The sequence below is a fragment of the Tardiphaga sp. OK246 genome (genome assembly GCF_900188215.1).
In the GTDB taxonomy this organism is placed as follows: domain Bacteria; phylum Pseudomonadota; class Alphaproteobacteria; order Rhizobiales; family Xanthobacteraceae; genus Tardiphaga; species Tardiphaga robiniae.
Genome location: NZ_FZOX01000002.1, coordinates 280,996 through 304,369, shown reverse-complemented (window position 1 = coordinate 304,369; position 23,374 = coordinate 280,996). Strand labels below are relative to the sequence as shown.

The 23,374-nt window shown below is 61.9% G+C and carries 22 protein-coding genes; 14 read left to right on the top strand and 8 right to left on the bottom strand.

The genetic code is table 11. From position 1 onward, the window contains the following. Nucleotides 1-162: 162 nt before the first annotated feature. From CHC01_RS08835 to CHC01_RS08825, 3 genes are all read left to right on the top strand, one after another. The gene (locus CHC01_RS08835; protein WP_089263956.1) at nt 163-426 is read left to right on the top strand and encodes a sulfur globule protein precursor; all 264 of its coding nucleotides are present in this window, start codon (nt 163-165) and stop codon (nt 424-426) included. 180 nt (nt 427-606) lie between these two features. Next, the gene (locus CHC01_RS08830; protein ID WP_089263955.1) at nt 607-789 is read left to right on the top strand and encodes a hypothetical protein; all 183 of its coding nucleotides are present in this window, start codon (nt 607-609) and stop codon (nt 787-789) included. A gap of 78 nt (nt 790-867) precedes the next feature. Then, a complete protein-coding gene (locus tag CHC01_RS08825) occupies nt 868-2,730 on the top strand; it encodes an ABC-F family ATP-binding cassette domain-containing protein (RefSeq protein WP_089263954.1) in 1,863 nt (620 codons plus the stop codon). A gap of 40 nt (nt 2,731-2,770) precedes the next feature. Here the strand turns inward: CHC01_RS08825 and CHC01_RS08820 are convergent, their stop codons facing one another. From CHC01_RS08820 to CHC01_RS08810, 3 genes are all read right to left on the bottom strand, one after another. Beyond that, nucleotides 2,771-3,364 (bottom strand): hypothetical protein, encoded by a 594-nt coding sequence (locus CHC01_RS08820; protein ID WP_246297406.1) that lies wholly within the window; start codon nt 3,362-3,364, stop codon nt 2,771-2,773. 84 nt (nt 3,365-3,448) lie between these two features. Further along, a complete protein-coding gene (locus CHC01_RS08815) occupies nt 3,449-3,901 on the bottom strand; it encodes a DNA polymerase III subunit chi (RefSeq protein ID WP_089263953.1) in 453 nt (150 codons plus the stop codon). A 9-nt stretch (nt 3,902-3,910) separates the two neighbouring features. Then, complete coding sequence (locus CHC01_RS08810; protein ID WP_089264641.1) at nt 3,911-5,413, bottom strand: leucyl aminopeptidase; 1,503 nt, start codon at nt 5,411-5,413, stop codon at nt 3,911-3,913. A 502-nt stretch (nt 5,414-5,915) separates the two neighbouring features. On the opposite strand from CHC01_RS08810, the gene lptF reads away from it, so the two are divergent. From lptF to CHC01_RS08755, 11 genes are all read left to right on the top strand, one after another. Continuing rightward, complete coding sequence (lptF, locus tag CHC01_RS08805; RefSeq protein ID WP_089263952.1) at nt 5,916-7,085, top strand: LPS export ABC transporter permease LptF; 1,170 nt, start codon at nt 5,916-5,918, stop codon at nt 7,083-7,085. Further along, nucleotides 7,082-8,179: an LPS export ABC transporter permease LptG gene (gene lptG, locus CHC01_RS08800; protein ID WP_089263951.1), complete on the top strand. Its 1,098-nt coding sequence runs from the start codon at nt 7,082-7,084 to the stop codon at nt 8,177-8,179. The genes lptF and lptG overlap by 4 nt, the downstream gene beginning before the upstream one ends. Nucleotides 8,180-8,229: 50 nt before the next feature. After that, nucleotides 8,230-10,680 (top strand): LPS-assembly protein LptD, encoded by a 2,451-nt coding sequence (locus tag CHC01_RS08795; RefSeq protein WP_089264640.1) that lies wholly within the window; start codon nt 8,230-8,232, stop codon nt 10,678-10,680. A gap of 94 nt (nt 10,681-10,774) precedes the next feature. Then, entirely contained in the window at nt 10,775-11,704 is a 930-nt protein-coding gene (locus tag CHC01_RS08790) for a SurA N-terminal domain-containing protein (RefSeq protein WP_414716906.1), read from the top strand. A gap of 42 nt (nt 11,705-11,746) precedes the next feature. Continuing rightward, nucleotides 11,747-12,751, top strand: a complete 1,005-nt coding sequence (gene pdxA, locus CHC01_RS08785; protein ID WP_089263950.1) for a 4-hydroxythreonine-4-phosphate dehydrogenase PdxA — start codon at nt 11,747-11,749, stop codon at nt 12,749-12,751. Then, nucleotides 12,748-13,620, top strand: a complete 873-nt coding sequence (rsmA, locus tag CHC01_RS08780) for a 16S rRNA (adenine(1518)-N(6)/adenine(1519)-N(6))-dimethyltransferase RsmA (RefSeq protein ID WP_089263949.1) — start codon at nt 12,748-12,750, stop codon at nt 13,618-13,620. The genes pdxA and rsmA overlap by 4 nt, the downstream gene beginning before the upstream one ends. A 246-nt stretch (nt 13,621-13,866) precedes the next feature. Next, complete coding sequence (locus CHC01_RS08775) at nt 13,867-15,180, top strand: HdeD family acid-resistance protein (RefSeq protein WP_089263948.1); 1,314 nt, start codon at nt 13,867-13,869, stop codon at nt 15,178-15,180. 106 nt (nt 15,181-15,286) lie between these two features. Next, nucleotides 15,287-16,345: an alcohol dehydrogenase gene (locus tag CHC01_RS08770; RefSeq protein WP_089263947.1), complete on the top strand. Its 1,059-nt coding sequence runs from the start codon at nt 15,287-15,289 to the stop codon at nt 16,343-16,345. A gap of 81 nt (nt 16,346-16,426) precedes the next feature. After that, the gene (locus CHC01_RS08765; RefSeq protein ID WP_089264638.1) at nt 16,427-17,806 is read left to right on the top strand and encodes a caspase family protein; all 1,380 of its coding nucleotides are present in this window, start codon (nt 16,427-16,429) and stop codon (nt 17,804-17,806) included. Between the two features lie 48 nt (nt 17,807-17,854). Next, the gene (locus CHC01_RS08760; protein WP_244558276.1) at nt 17,855-18,331 is read left to right on the top strand and encodes a hypothetical protein; all 477 of its coding nucleotides are present in this window, start codon (nt 17,855-17,857) and stop codon (nt 18,329-18,331) included. 27 nt (nt 18,332-18,358) lie between these two features. After that, the gene (locus CHC01_RS08755) at nt 18,359-18,835 is read left to right on the top strand and encodes a hypothetical protein (RefSeq protein ID WP_089263945.1); all 477 of its coding nucleotides are present in this window, start codon (nt 18,359-18,361) and stop codon (nt 18,833-18,835) included. Nucleotides 18,836-18,848: 13 nt separating this feature from the next. On the opposite strand, the gene CHC01_RS08750 is transcribed toward CHC01_RS08755, so the two are convergent. The 5 genes from CHC01_RS08750 to CHC01_RS08730 form a co-directional block, all read right to left on the bottom strand. Beyond that, nucleotides 18,849-19,673, bottom strand: a complete 825-nt coding sequence (locus CHC01_RS08750; RefSeq protein ID WP_244558275.1) for an ABC transporter permease — start codon at nt 19,671-19,673, stop codon at nt 18,849-18,851. Between the two features lie 71 nt (nt 19,674-19,744). Continuing rightward, on the bottom strand, nt 19,745-20,824 hold the full coding sequence (locus CHC01_RS08745) for an extracellular solute-binding protein (protein ID WP_089263944.1): 1,080 nt from the start codon (nt 20,822-20,824) through the stop codon (nt 19,745-19,747). 11 nt (nt 20,825-20,835) lie between these two features. After that, on the bottom strand, nt 20,836-21,876 hold the full coding sequence (locus CHC01_RS08740) for an ABC transporter ATP-binding protein (RefSeq protein WP_089263943.1): 1,041 nt from the start codon (nt 21,874-21,876) through the stop codon (nt 20,836-20,838). Continuing rightward, nucleotides 21,873-22,661 (bottom strand): ABC transporter permease, encoded by a 789-nt coding sequence (locus tag CHC01_RS08735; RefSeq protein WP_089263942.1) that lies wholly within the window; start codon nt 22,659-22,661, stop codon nt 21,873-21,875. Before CHC01_RS08735 ends, CHC01_RS08740 begins: the two co-directional genes overlap by 4 nt. An 85-nt stretch (nt 22,662-22,746) precedes the next feature. Beyond that, on the bottom strand, nt 22,747-23,370 hold the full coding sequence (locus CHC01_RS08730; protein WP_089263941.1) for a TIGR00725 family protein: 624 nt from the start codon (nt 23,368-23,370) through the stop codon (nt 22,747-22,749). Nucleotides 23,371-23,374 lie beyond the last annotated feature (4 nt).

Sequence of the window (23,374 nt, the reverse complement as noted above, 5' to 3'; positions counted from 1 at the left end):
ATTACCGAGATGTCATCCACATGAACCATTCCTGACAGGGCTGGCGCGATCCGGTTCAGCTTCCTCCTCCTAGACTGCCTGCAATGACCCCGGCCAACGGCATTTGCCCCCGGTGCCATGTTCACGGCAGGCGCAACACGCGCCGTACCAGAGGAGATGAGAATGTTCCGCAAGATCGCACTGACTTTGGTTGCAGCGGCCTCATTGGGCGCCGCGGCGCTGGCTCCGACCTCGGCTTCCGCCTGGGGCGGCCACGGCGGATGGCACGGCGGTGGCTGGCATGGCGGCGGCTGGCATCGCGGCTGGGGCGGACCACGCTTCGTCGGCGGGCCGGTTTACGGCTATGGCAGCGGCGGATGTCTCGTCCGCCGGGTCGTTCCGACCCCGTGGGGACCGCGTTGGCGACTGGTCAATCGCTGCTACTGACGCTCCACGAGCAGAGAAATACCGCCCGGCCGTTCCCTCGGCCGGGCTTTTTCTTGGCAGATCCATCGACGATTCATCGAATTTTGACTCAAACAGCCTCAAATCCATAAATCTTGAAACAATTTCGGCCCGCACGACTTGCCTTAGTGTCATTCAACTGCCACGAGCGCCGGGAAGACAATGCAGAACCAGTTCATCAATGATGGCGAAGAACACATTGACCGCACCACCAGCGCGGCGATCTGCAATGCCATCGGCGAACGGCTGCGCCGGGATGTCGGCCCGGACAACGCCCTGCCCTCCCATCTGCAGATGCTGATCGACCAGATGCGGCAGCAGGATGAGAACACCGGTAGCCGCTGACGGCATAATTGACCTTTCGCGCACCAGCAGCGAGCAAATCGGGGTTGCCTTTGTGCGTCGCAGCGGTGACAACCCCGCATGCTTTCCATCACAGACATTTCGATCCGGATCGCCGGACGCCTGCTCATTGACGAGAGCACGGTACAGATTGCGCCGGGAGCCCGCGTGGGTTTCGTGGGCCGCAACGGCGTCGGTAAATCGACACTTTTTCACGCCATTCGCGGCGATCTGGCCACCGAAACCGGAAGTATTTCGATTCCGCCCCGCTGGCGTATCGGCAGCCTCGCCCAGGAGGCGCCGGACGGCCCCGAAAGCCTGATCTCCGTCGTCTTGAAAGCCGATCTCGAGCGCGACGCACTGCTGAAGGAAGCCGAGACCGCCTCCGATCCGGAGCGCATTTCCGACATCCAGACCCGCCTTGTCGATATCGATGCGCATTCCGCGCCCGCTCGCGCCGCAGCGATTCTGAGTGGTCTTGGCTTTTCGGCTGAAGCCCAGTTGCGCTCCTGTTCCGAATTCTCCGGCGGCTGGCGCATGCGCGTCGCGCTTGCGGCCACGTTGTTCTCGGCGCCGGACCTGTTGCTGCTGGACGAACCGACCAACTATCTCGATCTCGAAGGCACGCTGTGGCTCGAGGATCATCTCGCCAACTATCCGCGCACGGTCATCGTCATCAGCCATGACCGCGACCTGCTCGATACGTCGGTGAACGAGATCCTGCATCTCGACCGTGGCAAGCTCGTGCATTATCGCGGGACTTACTCAAATTACGAAGAGTTCCGCGCCAACAAAGAGGCGCTCGACGCCAAGAACGTCAAGCGTCAGGAAGCCGAGCGCAAGCGGCTGCAGGACTTCGTCGATCGCTTCAAGGCTAAGGCCTCCAAGGCACGTCAGGCACAATCGCGCGTAAAGATGCTTGAGCGCATGAAGCCAATCTCGGCGCTCGTAACGCAAGACGTGCGCGAGATCGTATTCCCTGCGCCCGAAAAGATCCTGTCGCCGCCGATTCTCGCGGTGGACAATGTGTCGGTCGGCTATGAGCCCGGCAAGCCGGTACTCAATCAGGTGACACTCCGCATCGATACCGAGGATCGCATTGCCCTGCTCGGCTCCAACGGCAACGGTAAGTCGACGCTGGTCAAGCTGCTGGCAAACAAGCTGAAGCCATTTTCAGGATCGATTACGCGCGCCGACAAACTGTCGATTGCTTACTTTGCCCAGCATCAGCTCGACGAGCTGGTGATGGACAACTCCGTCTATGATCACGTCCGCAAGCTGATGCCCGACATGCCGGAATCGAAAATCCGCGCGCGTGCCGGCAATATCGGCTTTTCCGGCAAGGCCGCGGATACGATCGTAAAAAGCCTGTCCGGCGGCGAAAAGGCGCGGCTACTGCTGGGGCTCGCGACTTTCTACGGTCCGAACATGATCATTCTGGACGAACCGACCAACCATCTCGATATCGACAGCCGCGCAGCGCTGGCCGAGGCGATCAACGAATTCCCCGGCGCAGTGATCATGGTCTCCCATGATCGCTATCTGATCGAGGCCTGCGCAGACCAGCTCTGGGTCGTGGCTGACCGCACCGTCACCAATTTCGACGGCGATCTCGACGACTATCGCAAAGTCGTCATGCAAGCCCGCGGCATACGCACGCCGACACGCGATCGCGCAAACACGGACCGCGAAAAACTGGCGAAGCCTAAAGAAAAGAAGGTCCCGCTCAAGCAGCAGGTCGCCGAAGCAGAATCCGAGATGGAGCGGATCACCGCCATCATCGCCAAGATCGATACTGCGCTCGCATTGCCTGACCTGTTCAAGAAAGATCCGAAGCAGGCCACGCAACTCACCAAAGCGCGCGCCGCTGCGGCGGACGCATTGCAACGCGCCGAAGAGCAATGGCTTAGCGCGAGTTCTCTGCATGAAGAAGCGAACGGCTGAAAACGCAGCCGTCGCTTACTTCGACATCATCACGAAAAGATCAGGTCGCGGCGCGCTTCTTCGCCTTCGGACGCGCGGTCTTCGGCTGCTCAACTTCCGGACCGCGTTCGACCACGGTCAAACGACCGGCGGTAAACGTATAGATGCCAGCGCGCGGACCGCGCAGATAGGTCAGCACGGCAACGCGATCGCCGCGCGGGCTGGTCGATAGACTGACATTGTCGGGTGCGCCTGCACCACGCGCCACGTCGCATTCGGTATGGCCGAGCGCCACGACGCCAGTTTGAACCGGCGCACCTGCGGTACCATCGGCAAGCGCGTTGGCATCACGCGGCGCCATGCCCGGGCACGCACCGTCCGCGCTGATGAGATCCTGCGGACTGACGGCCTGCTCAGGCGACAGCGGCGGCGTCTCGATCGAAACATTCTTGATGAACACGCGACCTGGCTTGGAGAACCAGTCGGCATCCTTGGACAGCAGGTCCGTGGAGAATGCGTCACCGCCCACGCCGGCGCAGCCAGCAAGCAATGGCGCAGCAAGCAGCAGCACGAGCAGACCGTTTCGATGAAGCTTTTCTTGTCGCACGATTACGCAACCCCAAGACAGGCGATAAGCGCCTGTAACATCATTCATTTGCGGCACCACCATGACACAGCGGCAGATACCGGTGAGGAAATCTACAATTATCATTAATTGCAGCAGATCGCCAATCGGCAGCTAATTCTTGCGCTGCCACCGGCCACGTTCATCGGTCTGCCAGTAAGTGGCCGTAAAGCCCCTCGCCTTACAATCAGTCCAGGCTGCTCGCGCTGCAGCGAGCGCATCGGAATCGTCACCGTTAAATATCAGCACCATGCGCTCATAGCCGTCGGCATCCGCCGGCACTGCTGCGCTGTCCACAAGGAACCGGACCTGGGCACGATTGGGATTCCCCTCTTCGATCGCGAGAATGATCGGCTGATCCGCAGCGTCCGCCACACGCCAGGTGGCGTGCGGCAGAAATGAATCGTCACGATAGGTCCACAAATGCGCATCGAGCGCATCGGCGCGTTCTTCTGACGTGGATTGCACGACGACACGCCAGCCGCGCTCGAGTGACTTCTCGAGCAGCGGCGGCAGCACGCTCTCCAGCGTCATGTTCTGCAGGTGATAGAACAGGACCTCGGTCATCGTGTCGGACTACTTCTTCGCCTCGTAATAGTCGGCCACAAGCCGATCCAGCAGCCGCACGCCGTAACCCGAGCCCCAGCTCTGATTGATCTCTGTCTTCGGCGCGCCCATGGCGGTGCCGGCGATATCGAGATGCGCCCACGGCGTATCGTCGACGAAACGCTGCAGGAACTGCGCCGCAGTGATCGAGCCGCCATTGCGGGTGCCGGTGTTCTTCATGTCGGCGAATTGCGAGTCGATCTGCTTGTCGTATTCCGGACCGAGCGGCATCCGCCAGACACGTTCGCCGGTGGTCTGTCCCACGGTGGACAGACGCTCTGCGAGTTCATCATTGTTGGAGAACATGCCAGCATATTCGGTACCGAGCGCGACCATGATCGCACCGGTAAGCGTCGCCAGATCGACCATGAATTTCGGCTTGAACTTCTTCGCCACATACCAGAGCACATCGGCCAGTACGAGGCGACCTTCAGCGTCGGTGTTGATGATTTCGATGGTCTGACCGGACATCGACGTCACGATGTCGCCCGGACGCTGCGCGTTGCCATCCGGCATGTTTTCGACGATGCCGATGGCGCCGACCACATTGACCTTGGCCTTGCGGCCCGCGAGTGCATGCATCAGGCCAACGACGCAGGCTGCGCCGCCCATATCGCCCTTCATGTCTTCCATGCTGCCGGCCGGCTTGATCGAGATGCCACCGGTATCGAAGGTCACGCCCTTGCCGATGAAAGCGACGGGCTGCTCGCCCTTCTTGCCACCGTTCCAGCGCATCACCACCATGCGGCCGGGACGCACCGATCCCTGGGACACGCCAAGCAGCGCGCCCATGCCAAGCTTGGTCATCGCCTTGACGTCGAGCACTTCGACCGTGACGCCGAGTTTCTTTAACTCACCGGCGCGGCGCGCAAATTCGGCGGGAAACAGCACGTTCGGCGGCTCATTCACGAGTTCGCGGGCCAGCACGACGCCGTTGACGATATGATTGCCCGGCGCAAAGGCCTTCTTGGCTGCAGCGACGTCGCTGACGGCCAACGAAACCGCGACATTGCCGGACGCCTCGTCAGCATCCTTCTTCTTGGTCTTGTAACGATCGAATTTGTAGGCGCGCAGCAACGCGCCCGAGGCGACCGATGCCGCCTGTTCAGGTGTCATGGCTCCCGAAGCGAGTTCGGCGATCACGGTTACTGCATCACTGCTGCTGCCGACCTTGCCGGCGAGCACGCCGCCAAATTTCAGCAGATCGGTCTCCTTCAGATCGGCCGGCTTGCCGGTGCCGATCACGATGAGACGCGACGCCTTGATCCCGTCCGGGGCCAGGATGTCGAGCGTCGATGCACTCTTACCCTTGAACTTGCTGGTTGTAGCCGCGCGCTTCACAGTTGCTGCGGCGTCCCCGAGAGCCTTGGTCGTGGCAGGACCGAATTTCAGCGTTTCGTCGCAAAACACCACAAGAGCACCGCGCACAGCAGTCGCAAACGGGACGAAGCCGACTTTGACGGCGTCGGACATGGCAAATTCCTCCAGAAGATCAGGGCTGTCGCAGGGGTCGGCGCGGAATCCGGTCAGTGCGGCGGGGTTCAAGTGTTTTGTTGTCGTCGCAGCGTGAGCCGTCAAGACAGGTTCTGACCGAAACCGCCAAGGATCGATAGTTTCTTATGTTTCCCCGAGGGAAACCAAACCGCCCGTAACCCACGATTCGGGCAATACCTGTGTCCGAATGTGTCGACTCTGGCCTTAGGTGACGGCCTTGCCAACGAATAGGCCCCACCGACGGATCCGACTCCTCGTCGCCACGCGGGTTGCGAAGCATTTCAGTGGCCCGAGGGCCACATCGGGCACATAATTAACCATATCTTGAGCGAGCCATCCCCCGGCCATTTTGTTGACCAATCAAAGGGATGCTAAGTGAGATGATGGGCTTGTAGGGATCGCGGCATGTCCTTTGGGGGTCCCCTTGCGGGATTGGGCATGCGGGCGGCTTTAACGGCCGGAATGGGGATTGATCGGACCGATGGGGTCTATCGACAAGTATATTTTCCGCACGACGCTGGCGTCGTTTGCGGTGGTTCTGGTCAGCCTGACGGGCGTGATCTGGATCACGCAAGCGTTGCGCGGAATCGACCTGATGACGAGCCAGGGTCAGACCATTCTGACCTTCCTCGGCGTCACCAGCCTGGCGATTCCCGTTCTCGTTTTGATCATTGCTCCGATCGCCCTGATGATCGCGGTGTCCCACACCCTGACCAAGCTCGCGACCGACTCCGAAATCATCGTGATGAATGCCGCCGGCCTATCACCGCGACGGCTGTTTCGTCCCTTCCTGTTCGCGACAATGGTCGTATCGCTGCTCGTGGCTTTCATTGGCTCATATCTGGCACCGGATGGTATGCGCCGGCTGAAGCGCTGGGACGCCGAGATCACCGCCGACGTGCTGGCGAATATCCTGCAGCCAGGCCGCTTCGCGCAGCTCGACCAGAACCTGACTATCCGCGTCCGGGAGCGTCAGCCCGGCGGATTGCTGGTCGGGATTTTCGTTGACGATCGTCGCGATCCCAAAGAGCGCGTCACCATCATTGCCGACCATGGCACGGTGCTGAAGAACAAGGATGGCTCGTTCCTGATCCTGGAAGACGGCAATCTGCAGCGCTTTGAGACGGGCAAGACCGACCCCGCCATGGTGGCGTTCGGCCGCTACGCTTTCGATATGTCGAAGTTCTCTAATCGCAGCCAGGACGTCACCTACGGAATTCGTGAACGATATCTCTGGGAACTGATGGTGCCGCCAGTGGATGACCCGCTTTACAAGCAGGTGCCGCGGCAGTTCAGCGCCGAGATGCACGACCGCTTGATGGCGCCAATCTATCCGCTGGCGTTTGCCGCCTTGACCTTTGCATTCCTGGGATCGCCACGGACGACGCGGCAGAGCCGCAACTTCTCGATGGGCAGCGCAATTGCCGCGGTGTTCGGCCTACGCATGGCGGGCTTTGCCTGCTCCGTCGTGGCAGCGAAATCGGACTTCGCCGCACCGCTTCAATATGCCTTGCTGGCGACAGCGATCGGCGTCAGCTTCTGGATCATCTCTGCCGGCATTGTGGTGGAACCGCCGGCGAAGCTGGTGGAAGCAATCAATAGATCCAACGAGCGGTTGTTGCGCCTCTTCCGACGGCCGGCCACCGCATGAACATGATCACCAACACCATCGGCAGATATTTCGCCGGTCGCTTCCTGGTGGCAGCCTTGGGCGTGTTCATCAGTATCTTCATGCTGCTGGTGCTGGTCGACTACATCGAGATGGTCAGGCGCACCTCCGGGCTGGCCTCGGCCTCCGCTCTGATGGTGGCGCAGACGTCGCTGTACCGGGTGCCCCAGTTGCTCGAGAAGATGATGCCGTTTTGCATCCTGATCGGCGCCATGACCTGTTATCTCGCGCTATCGCGGCGGCTCGAACTGGTGGTCGCCCGCGCCGCCGGCGTTTCGGCTTGGCAGTTTATTTCCCCTGCGCTGGCCAGCGCCCTCGTCCTGGGCGTGCTGGCGACCGTGGGCTACAATCCCCTGTCGACCAACCTGCGCGAGGAATCGAAGCGAATGGAGGCCCAGATGTTCGGCGATGCGCCCGGCGGCGGCGTCCAGGACGCCTCCGGCTTCTGGATCAACCAGGTCAACCGCGAGGGCCAATCGATCATCAATGCCGCCCGCAGCGAGCAGCAGGGCGTCCGCCTGACCGGCCTGACCGTGTTCCGGTTCGACACCGAATCCCAGTTCAAGGAACGGATCGAAGCTCGCGAGGCATCGCTGGAGCCCGGCCGCTGGTTGTTCAAAGGGGTGCGACGCTACACCCTCGATTCGCCCGTGGTTGAGCAGGACAGCATGTACCTGGCCACGACCCTGACCCCGCTGCAGGTCAGAAACAGTTTTTCGACCCCCGAAACAGTGTCATTTTGGCAACTTCCTTCGTATATCAAATCCTCAGAGAGTTCGGGTTTCGCGACGGCGGGGTATCGCTTGCAGTATCATAAGCTTATCGCACAGCCGTTTTTGCTGGTTGCGATGGTGATGCTGGCTGCTTCCGTGAGCCTGAGGTTCTTTCGGATGGGCGGTGTCCAGAAGATGGTTTTGAGTGGCGTGGGCGCAGGCTTTCTGCTCTACGTCCTGTCGAAAGTTACGGAAGATTTGAGCAAGGCTGAGTTGATGCATCCGATTGCTGCGGCGTGGCTGCCTGTGTGTGTGGGCGGCCTCACCGGCTTTTTGGCCTTGTTGTACCAGGAGGACGGATAGTGGCTGTGTTTGCCGCCCTCCGTGAGCAGGCATTTGATTGGAAGCTGCGCATGACCGTGCGCGGTGACCGTTTCTGCACGTCTGGCGTACTGGCCCCGGTGCTCGCAACCGTTTTGGGTCTGGCGGCTGCATTTGGCGTCGCGGCGACGACCCCGGCGGCTGCCCAGAGTTTCACTTACAATCGCCCCGCCACCCGGCCGAAGCCGCCGCCTGCCGCCCAGACCGGGCAGATGCTGGTCCAGGCCACCGAGGTCAATTACGACTATAACAACTCGCGCGTCGCCGCAGTCGGCAGCGTGCAGATGTATTACAACGGCACGTCCGTCGAAGCCGACAAGGTCATCTACGACCAGAAGACCAAGCGCCTGCACGCCGAAGGCAATGTCCGCATGACGGACGCCGACGGCAAGATCACCTATGCCAACCTGCTCGATCTCAGCGACGACTACCGCGACGGTTTCGTGGATTCGCTGCGTGTCGATACCGCGGATGCGACCCGCATGGCCGCGACGCGCGCCGAGCGGACCGCCGGCAACTACACCGTGTTCCAGAACGGTGTCTACACGGCCTGCGCCGCCTGTAAGGAAGATCCGAAGAAGCCGCCGCTGTGGCAGGTCAAGGGTGCCCGTGTCATCCACGACCAGACCGAAAAGATGATGTATTTCGAGGACGCCCGGATCGAGTTTTTCGGCGTTCCCCTCGCCTATATCCCGTATTTTTCCACGCCCGATCCGACGGTGAAGCGCAAGACCGGCTTCCTGATGCCGGGCTTCACGCAGAACACCAATACAGGCTTCGGCGTTGAAACGCCGTTCTATTGGGCGATCGCGCCTGATTACGATGCAACCATCTCGCCACGCTACACCAGCAAGCAGGGCCTGTTGATGCAAGGCGAGTTCCGGCAGCGCCTGATGGATGGCGCCTACCAGATCCGTGCCTATGGCATCAATCAGCAGGATCGCAGCGCCTTCGCCAACACGGTCGGCGACAAAGACTGGCGCGGCGGAGTCGAGTCCAAAGGCCAGTTCGCGCTGAACGACAAATGGGTCTGGGGCTGGGACGCGGTCGCACTCAGCGATTACAACTTCCTGCAGGACTACCGGCTGTCGATGTACCGGGATCCCTATGCCTCGTTTTTGAATCTGCAGACGGAGGCCGTTTCGCAACTATATCTAACGGGCGTCGGCAAGCGTAGCTTCTTCGATGCACGCACGATCTACTACCTGAGCTTCTCCGGTAATCAGAGCCAGGTCCCGGTCATTCACCCGGTGATCGATTACAACAATGTGCTCAACCAGAACATTCTGGGCGGCGAGTTCAGCTACAAGTTCAACATGACCAGCCTGAGCCGTGATCAGGCTGCGTTCACTGCAATCAATAGTAAGATTGATCCACTGACCGGCTTGAGCCCTTGCAATATTCTCTCAGCGGACACGGCCTCACGGACGCCAACAAACTGCCTGATGAACGGCATTCCTGGCACCTATAACCGCGTGACTGGTGAAGCACAGTGGCGCCGTTCCTATACGGACTCGTTCGGCCAGATCTTCACGCCGTTCGCGATCCTGCGCGTCGATGCGATCGATGCCTCGATCTCAAACCAGCCCGGCGTGTCCAACTTCCTGCCGACCGGCGACACGACCGCACTGCGGGTGATGCCGACCGTGGGCCTCGAATATCGCTATCCGTTCATCAACGTTCAGCCGTGGGGCACCACGACCCTCGAACCCATCGCTCAGGTGATCATTCGTCCGAACGAAACCTACGCCGGTAAGTTGCCGAACGAAGACGCGCAGAGCATGAGCTTCGACGCGAGCAATTTGTTCAGCGTCAACAAGTTCTCCGGTTACGACCGTGTCGAAGGCGGCGGCCGCGCCAACGTAGGCGTGCAGGCCACCACGCAGTTCGATCGTGGCGGCTCCGTCAAAGTCCTGTTTGGCCAATCCTATCAGCTGTTCGGCCTGAATTCGTTCGCGGTCGCAGATACGACCAACACCGGTGTCGACTCCGGACTGGCTACCTCACGGTCAGACTATGTCGCCAGCCTCGCTTATTCGCCGAACCGGACCTACACGGTCAGCACGCGTGCGCGGATCGACGAGGCGACCGGTAACGTGTCGCGCTTTGAGGCGGAGGGTCGCGCAAGCTTCGACCGCTGGTCGGTCAGCCTAATGTATGGCAACTACGCACCGCAGGCGGAGTTGGGCTACCTCACCCGCCGCGAAGGCCTCCTTGGCACCGGCTCGATCAAACTGGCATCGAACTGGGTAGTCACCGGTGGCGCGCGCTGGGATCTCGAGGCCAACAAGATCAACCAGTACACGGTCGGCGCAGGCTATGTGGACGATTGTTTCGTGCTCGGCGTCAATTATGTCACGTCCTACAACTACGTGACTAACCTGAGCACGCCGCCCGTTCTGAGCCATTCATTCATGTTCCAGATTGGCCTGCGGACAATTGGTAATACCACGTCTGCGAGCGGAACCGGCGGCACTTACTAGTATCGGTCGTTTGTGCCGTGAAATCTCCGTTTTCCGTCGCGATGTATGCGAATTCTGCTTTCAAGAGAGCTTTGACACCGCGGTTTAGACAATGATGGGTACGATGATTTCCGGACGCGTTCTGCAAGCCACTTTGGCGACGGCAGTTACCCTTTTCATTTGCGCGGGATCGCCGGCTCGGGCCCAATCCGTCGCCGTTATGGTCAATGGCGAGCCCATCACCAATTTCGATATCGAGCAACGCACCAAGTTGAATGCACTGTCCGGCGCGAAGACGAACAGCCGCCAGGACGTGATCGAGGAGTTGATCAGCGAAAAGGTGAAGATCAAGGAAGGCAAGAAATACAGCGTCGATCCCGGTGCTTCGGAAGTCGATGGCGCATTTCAGAACATGAGCTCGCGCATGCGCCTCACGCCGGATCAGCTGGTGCAGTCACTGGCGTCCAAAGGCATCCGCCCGGACACGCTGAAAAGCCGATTGAAGGCCGACATGGTCTGGAACGCGATCGTCCGCGGGCGCTTCAAGCAGAGCCTGCAGGTCGGCGAAAAGGAAGTCGATGCAGCCGTCCAGAGCGCCGGCGGCGACGCGATGACCGAAGCGTTCGAATATCAGATGCGACCGGTTGTGCTGGTCGTGCCCCGCGGAGCGGCGTCCGGCATGATGGAAGCGCGGCACAAGGAAGCCGAAGGGCTACGCGAGCGTATCCAGAGCTGCGAAGACGCTAACCGTACCTTCAAGTCGATGCAGAATGCGACCATCCGCGATACGGTCGTCAAGACCTCTGCCGATCTGCCGCCGTCGCTGCGAGAACTGCTCGACAAGACCCCGATCGGACGTCTCACGCCTCCGGAAGTGACCCGCCAGGGTGTCGAAATGGTCGCTCTATGCGCGCGCAAGCCAACCAAGGTCGATACACCGAAGAAGCGGGAAGTCCGCGACAAGATGTTTGCCGACAAATTCGAAGCGAAGTCGAAATCCTACCTGCAGGAAGTGCGCAAAGCGGCGATGATCGAATATCGGTAGTTTCCGATCCGGCTTAGGCCGCGACTGGCTTAGGGCGGCACCATGACCAAACCTCTTGCGCTGACATTGGGCGAACCGGCCGGCATCGGCCCGGACATTGCCATCGCTGCCTGGCTGCGTCGGCACGAACTCGACCTGCCCCCGTTCTATCTGCTTGGTGACCGAGACTTCATGGCGGAACGTGCTAAGACGCTCGGCCTCGACGTCAGGCTGGCCGATGTAACGCCCGCCGGTGCCGCTGAGACGTTTGCTGACGCGTTACCGGTGGTGTCGATCGGGCAGACGGTCACCGCGCCTCCCCGTCGTCCTGACGCGTCCAGCGCACCCGCAGCCATTGTCTCGATCCGTCAGGCGGTCGCGGACGTGGAAGCCGGCCATGCCGGCGCCGTCGTGACCAATCCGATCGCCAAGAGTGTGCTCTATCGCGCCGGTTTCACCCATCCAGGTCACACCGAATTTCTCGCCGAGCTTGCCGCCCGCGACGGAAAGGTCCCGCTGCCGGTGATGCTGTTGTGGTCGCCCGAACTGGCCGTGGTGCCGGTCACGATCCATGTCTCGCTGCGCGATGCTATTGCCCAACTGAGCGGCCCGCTGATCACTGCCACCGCACGCATCGTGGTCAACGACATGAAGACCCGTTTCGGCATCAAGCGGCCACGACTGGCAATTGCTGGCCTCAATCCGCATGCCGGAGAAGACGGTTCGATGGGAGATGAGGAGCAGGCGTTCATCATGCACGCGGTCACCGTATTGCAGAACGAAGGCATCGACGCACGAGGGCCTTTGCCCTCCGACACCATGTTCCATCCGGCAGCCCGCGCGACCTATGACTGCGCGATCTGCATGTATCACGACCAAGCCCTGATCCCGATCAAGACCATCGCTTTCGATGATGGCGTCAACGTCACGCTCGGCCTTCCCTTCATCCGAACCTCGCCGGACCACGGCACGGCCTTCGATATTGCCGGCACCGGACGCGCCAATCCGTCGAGCCTGATCGCCGCGCTCAAACTCGCAGCTCGCATGGCCGCGACGCAATCCGCATGAGCGGGATCGACGATCTGCCGCCACTGCGTGACGTCATCAAACGTTTCGATCTGCAGGCGCGCAAATCGCTCGGCCAGAATTTTCTGCTCGATCTCAATCTCACCGCACGCATCGCCCGCGCCGCCGGCCCGCTGGAAGATTGCACGGTCATCGAAGTCGGCCCCGGCCCCGGCGGCCTCACCCGTGCATTACTGGCGACGGGCGCCAGGCGCGTCATCGCCGTCGAGCGTGACGAGCGCGCGCTCGGCCCGCTCAAGGAAATCGCCGCGCACTATCCTGGTCGGCTCGAGATCGTCATCGGCGACGCCCAGACCTTCGATCCGCGCCCGATGCTATCAGGCGAGCGCGCCAAGATCGTCGCCAACCTGCCCTATAATATCGGTACGCAGCTCCTGATCGACTGGCTGTGCACCGAGCCGTGGCCGCCCTGGTACGACATGATGGTGCTGATGTTCCAGCGCGAGGTCGCCGAACGCATCGTTGCGGTCGAAGATGACGAGGCCTATGGCCGGCTCGGCGTGCTGTCGAACTGGCGCGCCGACACCAAAATCCTGTTCGACATCTCGCCGGCCGCCTTCACGCCGCCCCCGAAGGTGACGTCATCGGTCGTGCGCCTCGTTCCCCGCGCAGAGCCAGAGGCCTGCGAACGACGCCTGCTGGAACAGGTGGCGGCCGCAGCCTTCAACCAACGCCGCAAGATGCTGCGGCAGAGCCTGAAGTCCCTCGGCGTCGATCCGGAGCGGCTCGCCGCAGCTGCCGATGTCGATGTTACCCGGCGTGCCGAGACGGTTCCGGTGTCAGGTTTTGTCGCAATGGCACGCGAATTATCAGAGATCAGAAAGACAAAGAGCATCACGCCGGCGCCCTGATGTCGCGCGCAGGACTGCAGATTGCCGCGCACCTGAAGCAGGCGCAAACGAACGCCACGAACATTGGTAGTCCGTGCGTCAGTCCCTGCATCGCAACGCCGGCGAAGACCGGGCCGATCAGCGCGCCTGCGCCCCACATCAGTCCCATCGTAGCATAGATGCCGACCAGAGCCGGGCTCCTCGCATAAAAACATTAATCATCCGCTGGCTATATCTGGCCCTGGAAACTGGGATCATGGGCAACCGATGATACGACTGCTGCTCCTCCTGCTGGGCGCGGAAGTGGTGCAACGGCGCTGGCGGTTGCTGCTCGCGATCGGCGTGCTGTGGGCCGCCTTGGGCCTCGCTATCGTGATCGACGCGTTCGATGGCAGCACGATCGTGCGACCGCACTATTTCGGCTACCTGCTGCTGCTGGAAGGCATTGTCAGCCTGCTGGCTGCCCTGCTTGCCGTCACGCGCAGGCCGTATCAGTTCGCCAAGGCCGTTATCCTGATCGTACCAGCCATCATCATCATCGCGCAGCCGCGTCATTCCAACCTGTTGATCGCGATGCTGCTGGGCGGCGTGCTGCTGCTCGACGGCAGCGCGCGCATCGTCAGTGCCTGGGTGGTGCGCTTCGAGAACTGGCGGATGGCAATCGGTGCTGGCGTGATCGAACTGATGCTGGCCGCCACCACGCTGGAACCATGGCCGACCTGGTACGAGGGCACGATCGGCTTCAACATCGGCGCGTTGCTGATCGTATCGGGGTTGAGCACGATGTTGCTGGCTAATCGCTTGCGGCGATTGCCACCGGATGCACCGATCTCGATGCTGGTGGGCGGCGCGTTTCCGACCGCATTGTGGGTGCCCGCCACGCCGGATGATGCCGGCAAGGACGATCTCGTCGTGCATGTCTGGACACCCACAGGGCCCGGCCGCAGCGCGCGGCGCCGACCGTTGGTGGACCGCTACATTGCAGCTGTCGATGCCAACGGCATCGTCTCCACCGGACATGCAGCACTTGAACTCGCGCCCAATGTCTATGTCAGCCACTACCCCGCCGTCGAAATCGATCGCGCGCCGGATGAGTTCGGCCGCGTGCTGCGCGCTGGCGTCGAGAACGATCTTCCGGGTCGTTTTCAGCCGAGCTATGCCGAGGAAGCAGAGGGATGGTGCGAGGCCACTGAACATATCCGTTTCACGCGCATCGATCGCGTTCGCGTCCGCCACTTCTGGCGGACTTACCGCATTGATACGACCTACAACCTCACCAGCCGCAACTGCTCGACTGCCGTGGCACACGCGCTCGATGCAGCACTCGAAGGCGTACTCGGACGCACCGAGCGACCGTGGCGCGCATTTTTCCGGGCGGCGGTCACGCCCGAATTATGGGTCGCGGGCGTCTTGCGGCAGCGCGCCGAAGCAATGGCCTGGACACCCGGATTGGTCCTCGACTATGCGCGGCTGCTCCAGGTGTTGGTCGAACCCACGCCGGAACAGATCTCCCCGGACTGGTCCCGCCTCAGACGGCTCAGTATCCGCCGAGCAGCACGGGCCCGCACGCGCACGGCATGACCTTCCGCATGTGTGGCGCAGGTGCGAACCTCGCGCTCTTTCGCACCCTTGAACTCGCCCCCATCCTGTGATTGCTAGGATGCAACGAAGTCTAGGGAAAACAAAAATGGCTCTTATGAAACGCCAGTCTCTGGTGAAATTCGACGCTCCGCTCTGCGAAACCATCGTCGACACACCGAAGCCGCAGGGCAAGGAAGTGCTGGTCCGCATCGAGTGCTGCGGACTCTGTCATTCCGACCTGCACATCCAGGACGGCTATGCGGATCTCGGCGGCGGCAAGAAGCTCGACACCACGCGCGGCATGACGCTTCCCTTCACCCTCGGCCACGAGATCGCCGGCATCGTCGATGAAGTCGGTCCAGATGGCGATCAATCGCTGATCGGCAAGAAGAAGGCCGTCTTCCCGTGGATCGGCTGCGGCAAGTGCCGCGATTGCCTTGCGGGCGATGAGAACCTCTGCGCCAAGAACCGCTTCCTCGGCGTGTCGCTCGACGGCGGTTTCGCGACGCATGTCCTCGTGCCGGACGAGAAGTATCTGCTCGATTACGATCCGCTGCCGATCAACATGGCGGCCACGCTGATGTGCTCAGGCATCACCGCCTATGGCGCGCTTAAGCGTCTCGTTGATCGGCCGCGACAGCGCAACCTGCTGCTGGTCGGTCTCGGCGGCGTCGGCATGGCGGGCCTCGCATTGGCGCAGGCGATGTTCAAGCAGCCGATCTCGGTGGCCGACCTCAACCCCGCCGCGCGCGAAGCCGCGCTCAATAACGGCGCCGCCTTCGCCTATGACCCTTCCGAGCCCGATGTCGCCAAGCGCATGGTGAAGGAAAATGATGGAGGCTTCGATGGCGTGGTCGACTTTGCCGGCAACGACAAATCCATGAACTTCGCGGTGGCCACCGTGGCGCGCGGCGGCAAGATCGTGGTGTCCGGCCTGATGGGCGGCGAATTCAGCCTGCCCATGGTGCAATGGATCTATAAGCGCATGACCATCGAGGGCTTCATGGTTGGCACGCTTGAGGAAGCCAAAGAGCTGATGGCGCTGGCCCGCGCAGGCAAGCTCAAGCCGACGCCGATGAAGGCGGAGCCGATGGACGATGCCCAGAAGTGGATCGATGAACTGCGCGCCGGGAAGGTCGTCGGCCGGATCATGCTGACCAACTGAATTAGACTGCACTCAGGCTCTGGCCCGGATTGCGCTTCATGCGATCCGGGCTAGGATATGTCCCATTGCAGGATGGGATTCATGGACCATTTCGTCCAACCGGTCAGGTCGCTTGCGCGAATTGCCGCGCTGATAGCCCTGACTTTGCTGCTCTCGGTCAGCGCTGCATTGGCCGAGAAGCGCATTGCGCTTGTGGTCGGCAACTCCGGCTACCAGAACATCACCCGCCTCGATAACCCGAAGAACGACGCGAAGCTGATGGCGGAGACGCTGAGCGGTCTCGGCTTCACGTTGATCGGCGGCACTGCGCAATTGGACCTGGACAAAAGCGCACTTGATCTCGCCGTGCAGAATTTCGGCCGGCAGGTTCAGGGCGCTGACGTCGCCCTGTTCTATTACGCGGGCCACGGCGTGCAGGTCAGCGGCTCCAATTACCTCGTGCCGGTGAACGCCAATCCCACCCGCGAGGCGGATGTTGATTTCCAGATGGTCGATATCAATCTGGTGCTGCGCCAGATGCAGGGCTCCGGCACGCGCCTCAACATGGTCATCCTCGATGCCTGCCGGAACAATCCGTTCGGGTCGCGTGGCCTGCGCGCCTCGGAAGGCGGCCTTGCCCAGATGCGCGCACCGGAAGGCACCCTGATCTCCTATGCGACCCAGCCCGGCAGCGTGGCGCAGGATGGCAGCGATGGTAACAGCCCCTACACCAAGGCACTGGCAAGTACTGTGCGTCAGGCCGGGCTCGATATTTTCCAGACCTTCAATCAGGTCGGCCTTGCGGTGAAGCGCGCCACCGGCGGCTCGCAACAGCCTTGGGTGTCGTCATCGCCGATCGATGGCACATTCTACTTCGTGGCACCAACCGCCACCGTGCCGCTCGTCGTGCCGCAGAAGCCCGTGCAGGAAGCACGCCTGCCCGATGCGCCGCGGATCGACTTCGACAAATTGCCGATCACCGATCCAATCAAGCTTACGGAAATCAGCGACCGGCTTTATGAGCTGAATTTCGACCCCGAACCGCTGAACAGCAAGAATGGAATCGCGGTTGCGATCCGCGATTTCCAGGTCAAAGGCGGCATGCCACCAACGGGAGAGGCGACCGAGGGCCTGCTGCAGCGTTTGCGCAGCGCGAGCGACCAGAAACAATGGGGCTCGATCGTCTATGACATCAAGAACAAGAAATGGGGCATGTCGTGGGACCAACCGTCCCGCAAGTCAGCCGTGACCAAGGCACGCGCCCAATGCGGCACGGCTGCCTGCCCGCTCGAACTGTCATTTTACGGAGCGAATTGCGGTGCATTCGCAGCTCTCGGCGGCAACTGGTCGCTTGTCGCGCGGCCCACGCTCGCGCAGGCGCGCGATGCGGCCATCGATCAATGCACGAAGACAGGAAAATCATGTCTGATCGTCGGCGCCATCTGCGCCAACGCAACGGTGGGGCCTGACGCGAAATTGTAAACACCTCTATTTTGAAAGCTGATTGCGATGTCTTTTCGATCCGGATTGATGACTTGCGCGGCCGTATTGTTTCTCTCGGGGGGCGCGGCTTTCGCGCAAGGCGCAACCGGTGGCAGCCTTGGCAACGACAGCAAGACGCTGTCGGGCTCCTCCCCCGAATCCCGATCAGCGGCGCCTGCCCAACGCGAAAGCTCCGAACGCCGCGCGCCGCGCCGTCAGACCGCGCCGCGCAACCGTGGCGAGGGCGCGGGAGGCGGCGGAAATTTCGACGGCGCCTGGTCGATATCGAGCGTAGGCACCTCCGGCTGTTCCGACACATTCACGGAAAGCTTTGTCGTGGCCAACGGAAGGATGATCGGCAAAGACGGCAGCGCCCCGGTCAGCGCCAACGGGACAGTGCGCGGAAGCGGAAACTACAGCGGTATCCGCGTCACCAGCCAGGGTCGCCTCTCCGGCCGTACCGGCTCGGGAGTTTTCCAGCGATCCGATGGATGCTCGGGCCGCTGGGTCGCAAGCAAGCAGTAAGCGCCCATGACAATCCCGCAGATCATCATGAAATCCGTCATCCTCCCCTGTCTGCTCGTCATCGCACTCGGCGGCAGCGACGCATGGAGTCAGGGCGCAACCGGCGGCAGTCTCGGCAATGACAGTAAGTCGCTGTCCGGCTCGTCCTCCGAGCCGCCTGCCGCCAAACCAGCCCGCCGCGAGCGATCCGAGCAGCGTGCCGCTCCGGCCCGCCGCGGCGCTGGTGAGGGCGGCAGCGCCGCCAGATTCGACGGCACGTGGCTGATCGCTTTCACCGGTCAGTCGACGGTGTGCACGGGCAAAACCGCCAGCAGCACATTGACGATCTCCGGTGGGAGCGTCGGCGGGGGCGGTAGCATCAGTCCAAGCGGCGCATTGCAAGGGGTCGGCAGCAGCGGCAGTGTGAGCGCGGTCATGACCGGCCGCCTGTCCGGCCGCGGTGGCGGCGGCTCGATGCAAATGTCGAATGGCTGCACCGGTCGCTGGACGGCCAGCAAGCAATGATCGGCGGCAGCGACTACGACTTGCGCTGCGGCCGCATCGCCTCGCCGATCGCCACGACGACGGCGCAGATCGCAACCAGCACGATCGATGCTGCGGATGCGGCCGGCAGATCGGTCCCCGTCTCCGAGATCTTGCTGTAGAGCACCAGCGGCAGGATATTTACCTGCGTGCCGGCGAGCGCCAGCGCGGTGCCATAGGCGCCGACGGCAACTGCGGCCGTCAGGCAATAGGCGGCGATCAGACTCGGCAGGATCTGCGGCAGCATCACTTCAATGAGCGTTCGGAAACTCCCCGCACCGAGCGAGCGCGAGGCGAGCATCTGGTTGCGATCGAAATTGCTGATCGCCGGCAGCACGATCAACACGACGCGCGGCACGAGATAGTAGGAATAGGCCAGCCCCAGACCCACCGGTGAAAAGATGAAGCCACCGATCACTGCGGGATCGAAGCCCAGTTTGGCGAGCAGCAGCGTCACGAAGCCGGCGCGGCCGAGCAGAAGAATGAAACCGTAAGCGACGATCAGCCCAGAGAATGTCAGCGGTAGCGAGATCGCGATCAAGGCTGCCGTACGGAGGCCTGGCGCGAACCGCGCCAACGCAAGTGCAACGCAGAAGCCGACAACGAGCGAGAACAGCGGTGCGACGGTGCCCAGCACCATCGTACCGCGCAGGCCGTTCCAGAACACGGGATCGCCCGCGAGACGACCGAACGCACTGCCGCCATCCGCAAAGGCGCCGACCAGCACCGCACAAACCGGGATCAGAAAGAACAGCCCCAGCACCACGCTGCCAGGCACGGCAAACGTAGCGAGCATGGATGTCGGAACGCGGGCGCTCATCGTGGTCCTTGTTGCCGCATGACGAGAGAGGCAATCCCCGCGCTGATGCGGGGATCGCCTGTTAATTCAGTTTACTGACCGAGGACGGCCTTGGCCCAACCGGCATCGATCTCGGCCTTCTTCGCGGTGGCCTTGGCGATATCCATCGCCTGCACCTGCGGCGCGGCCGGCATCTTGTCGGCAACGCTCGGCGGCAGGGCGACACCGGGCACGGCCGGACGCACATAACCTTCGGCGAAGATCTTCTGACCTTCATCGCTCATGATGAAGTTGAGCCAGAGCTTGCCGGCGTTCGGGTTCGGGCCGTTCTTCACCAGCGAGATCGCGTATGGCGCGGCGGCTGAAGCTTCCTTCGGAATGACGACAGACACGCCATCGCCGAGACCGTCGGTGAACTTGGCCTTCAAACCATCGTTCTCGTAGCCGATCCAGATCGGGATCTCGCCCTTCAGGAACTGCGCGTAAGGCGTGGTGCCGACCGTGCGCAGCACATTGCCGGCCTTGGTCAGCTTGCCCAGATAGTCGATACCCGGCGCGACATTGTCCATGCTGCCGCCATTGCCGAAAGCCGCGGCGAAAGCCACCACCTGGCCCTGCCCCGTCGAGCGCGGGTCCTGATACACAATGGCGTTCTTGTATTCCGGCTTCAAAAGATCCGCCCAGCTCTGCGGCACGGTCTTGACTAGCTTGGTGTTGACGAGAAACGCCACGCTCAGCGTGTGGATGGTGAACCAGCGGCCTTCGGCCTCGCGCAGCGGATCGGCGAGCTTGTCGAAATTCACCGGCTTGAAACCATCGACGACGCCAGCCTTTGCTGCGTCCAGAGCGGACGCTGCAAAGTAATAGGCCGTGTCGGCCTGCGGGCGATTGCGCGCCTTGTCGAGGGCGACGACGGTCGCGGCCGAACCGAGATCGTTATAGACCATCTCGACGCCGGGATAGCGCTTCTGGAAGGCCTTGAACTGGTTGGCCCAGTTGGCCCAGGTCGGCCCGGTATCGAACGACACGACGAGGCCTTCCTTGCGGGCGGCTTCGTACAGCGCCTTTTCACCGGCATAGAGTTCGGCGCCTTCGAAGGCCCATGCGGCCGGGCTGATGGCAATCGTGAGGGAAGCTGCGGCAACGCCGCTCAGAAACTTGCGTCGGTTCATGTCGATCTCCTTTATGAGGTCGGGGGAAGAAGGCGGATGGCATCGTGCGGGATCGTCACGCCGGTGATTGGCCCGCGCAGATGGGTTTCGAGACGGATGGCCCCGCCGGCGACGGCCATATCGATGCGCCTGACAGGGCCGAGGTAACGGTCGGCGGACATGGAGCCGGCGAAGCAACATGGATTGCTCGCATCGACGGGTCCTGTGATCGGCTCGACCCGTTCAGGACGCACGAACACAGTGACCTTCGCACCGATGCTCTTGCCCTGCGTGTCGCAGGCCAGCGCGCCAACCGGCGTTGTCACCATGCCGTCACCGGAAATGCTGCCGGGCCACAGGTTGGATTGACCGACAAAGGCCGCGACACTGGCATCGGCCGGTGTCTCGTATAATTCGCGCGGCGTGCCGATCTGCACGATGCGGCCGTCGCGCATCATCACGACCTTGTCGGCAATCGACAACGCCTCTTCCTGATCATGCGTCACCAGCAATGTCGCGATTCCTGCCTGCCGCTGCACACGCAGAATTTCGTCACGCATTTCCAGTCGCAACCCCGCATCGAGCGCCGACAGCGGCTCGTCGAGCAGCAGGCCTTGCGGCTCGAACACCAACGCACGCGCGAGCGCGACGCGCTGCTGCTGACCGCCCGACAATTCCGCTGGATAGTCTTCCGCGCGCTTGCCCATGCCGACACGTCCCAGCATCTCGATGGCCCGCGCGCGCCGTTCCTGCTTGGCGATACCGCGCACCTTCAGTGGATAGGCGATGTTTTCCCACAGCCGCATATGCGGGAACAACGCATAGTTCTGAAACACGACACCCAGACGACGCGCCTCGGGCAGTGACGCTCCGACATCCTTGCCATCGATCAGGATGCGCCCGGTGTCAGGCTTGAGGAATCCCGCCAGCAATTTCAAAATCGTCGACTTGCCCGACCCCGACGCGCCGATGATCGCCAGCAATTCGCCGCGGCCGATCTCCAGGGCAATGTCGAACACACCAGTGCTCGTGCCGGGATAGCTGTAGCTCACTTGATCGTATCGCAGCGTCACGCGCCTGCCCCCACTTTACGCCGGCCGGTGACCCGCGCCGTCAGCCCGCTGGTCAGCGATGCGATCATCGCAAGCCCAAGCAATACGACGGTGGCCGCGCAGGCAAAGCCCGTCGCGCCATAGAACGCCTGCAACAGCACCACAGGATAGGTGCGCGACAGAAAGCCAGAGACCAGATTGGATAATTGAAATTCACCGATCGACAGCGCTGCCACTGTCAGCATGCAGGACAGCAGGCTCGTATGCAGCTGCGGCAGTGTGACGTCCCACATACGTGCCGGAAACGATGCGCCGAGCGTTGCGGCTGCGTGCTCATATTCGGCGAGCCCGAGCTGATCCATATCGGCGACAAGAGCCGTCACCGTATAGGGCAGCGTCAATACGAGGTGCCCCGCCGCCAGCAGCCAAAAACTGCCGAGCCACGGCAATGCGTCCGACGAGAAGACGAGGATGAAGCCGAAAGCCAGAACCAGTTCGGGCACGGCAATCGGCATCAGCGTGACGATCCGCGCCGCGAGCCGCACACCACCCCGCGCGCCGGCATGAATGGCGTAAGCGAGCGGCAGGCCGATCAGGATGTTGAGAATGCAGGTGGTCGCGACGATCTTCAGGCTGGTGATGAAAGCGCGGCGAAAGCTGGGATCGCCGGCGACTTCCTGATACCAGCGCCAGGTGAAGCCTGACGGCAGCAGCGTCCCGCTCCAGACTTCTCCAAAAGAGCCGACGAACAACAACAGGACTGGCGCCGCGAGAAAAATCAGATAGGCGATCGCGACGAACGGCACGAGCCATGTCCCCTGTCAAATGTGATGCTGAAGTCTGCGCCTCAGTATAACGGCGGCATATCAGTTTTATGACAGAGCGGCAAAGTTATGCATTTGCGAGAAGGCGTGCTGCGATGCGAGCAATGACGCCATCGACATCAGCGACGCGCTCGACCGTATTCACCTCTGGCGCATCGGCCATCGCCAGCACCAGACGATTGAACTGTAGTCCCAGCGCCATCTCCGAGAGTGTCCCGACACCTCCGCCAATCGCGACCAGCACGAGACATGCGCGCGCGATAATGGCATTCCGTGCGGGGCCGATGCCCGTTGCGATGGGGATCGCAACATAGGGATTGGCTGCGTGCCATTCCTCATCGGGCAGCAGACCAACAGGCATGCCGCCTTCCTGCGCGTGGCCCTTGCACGCAGCTTCCATCACGCCGTTCTTGCCGCCGCACAACAGTTGCAGGCCATGGCGCGCCAATGCTGCGCCCATCTGTTCGGCGAGATCGCGTTGCGCTTGTGTCGCGTCTCGCGGCCCGATGATGCCGATCGGCACGCGGCGCAGCTTGCGCGTTACTGCGAGCCGCAGCAACGCCTCGGAAGCCGTCACAGCTTCTCCACCCTGCTCCACGGCATCATCACGCCACGTGAGCGCCAGCGGATCGAATAGCCGTGCGCCATCGCTGAGCTGCTGCGTGCGCTCATTCCAGAACAATGCCTGCATAATG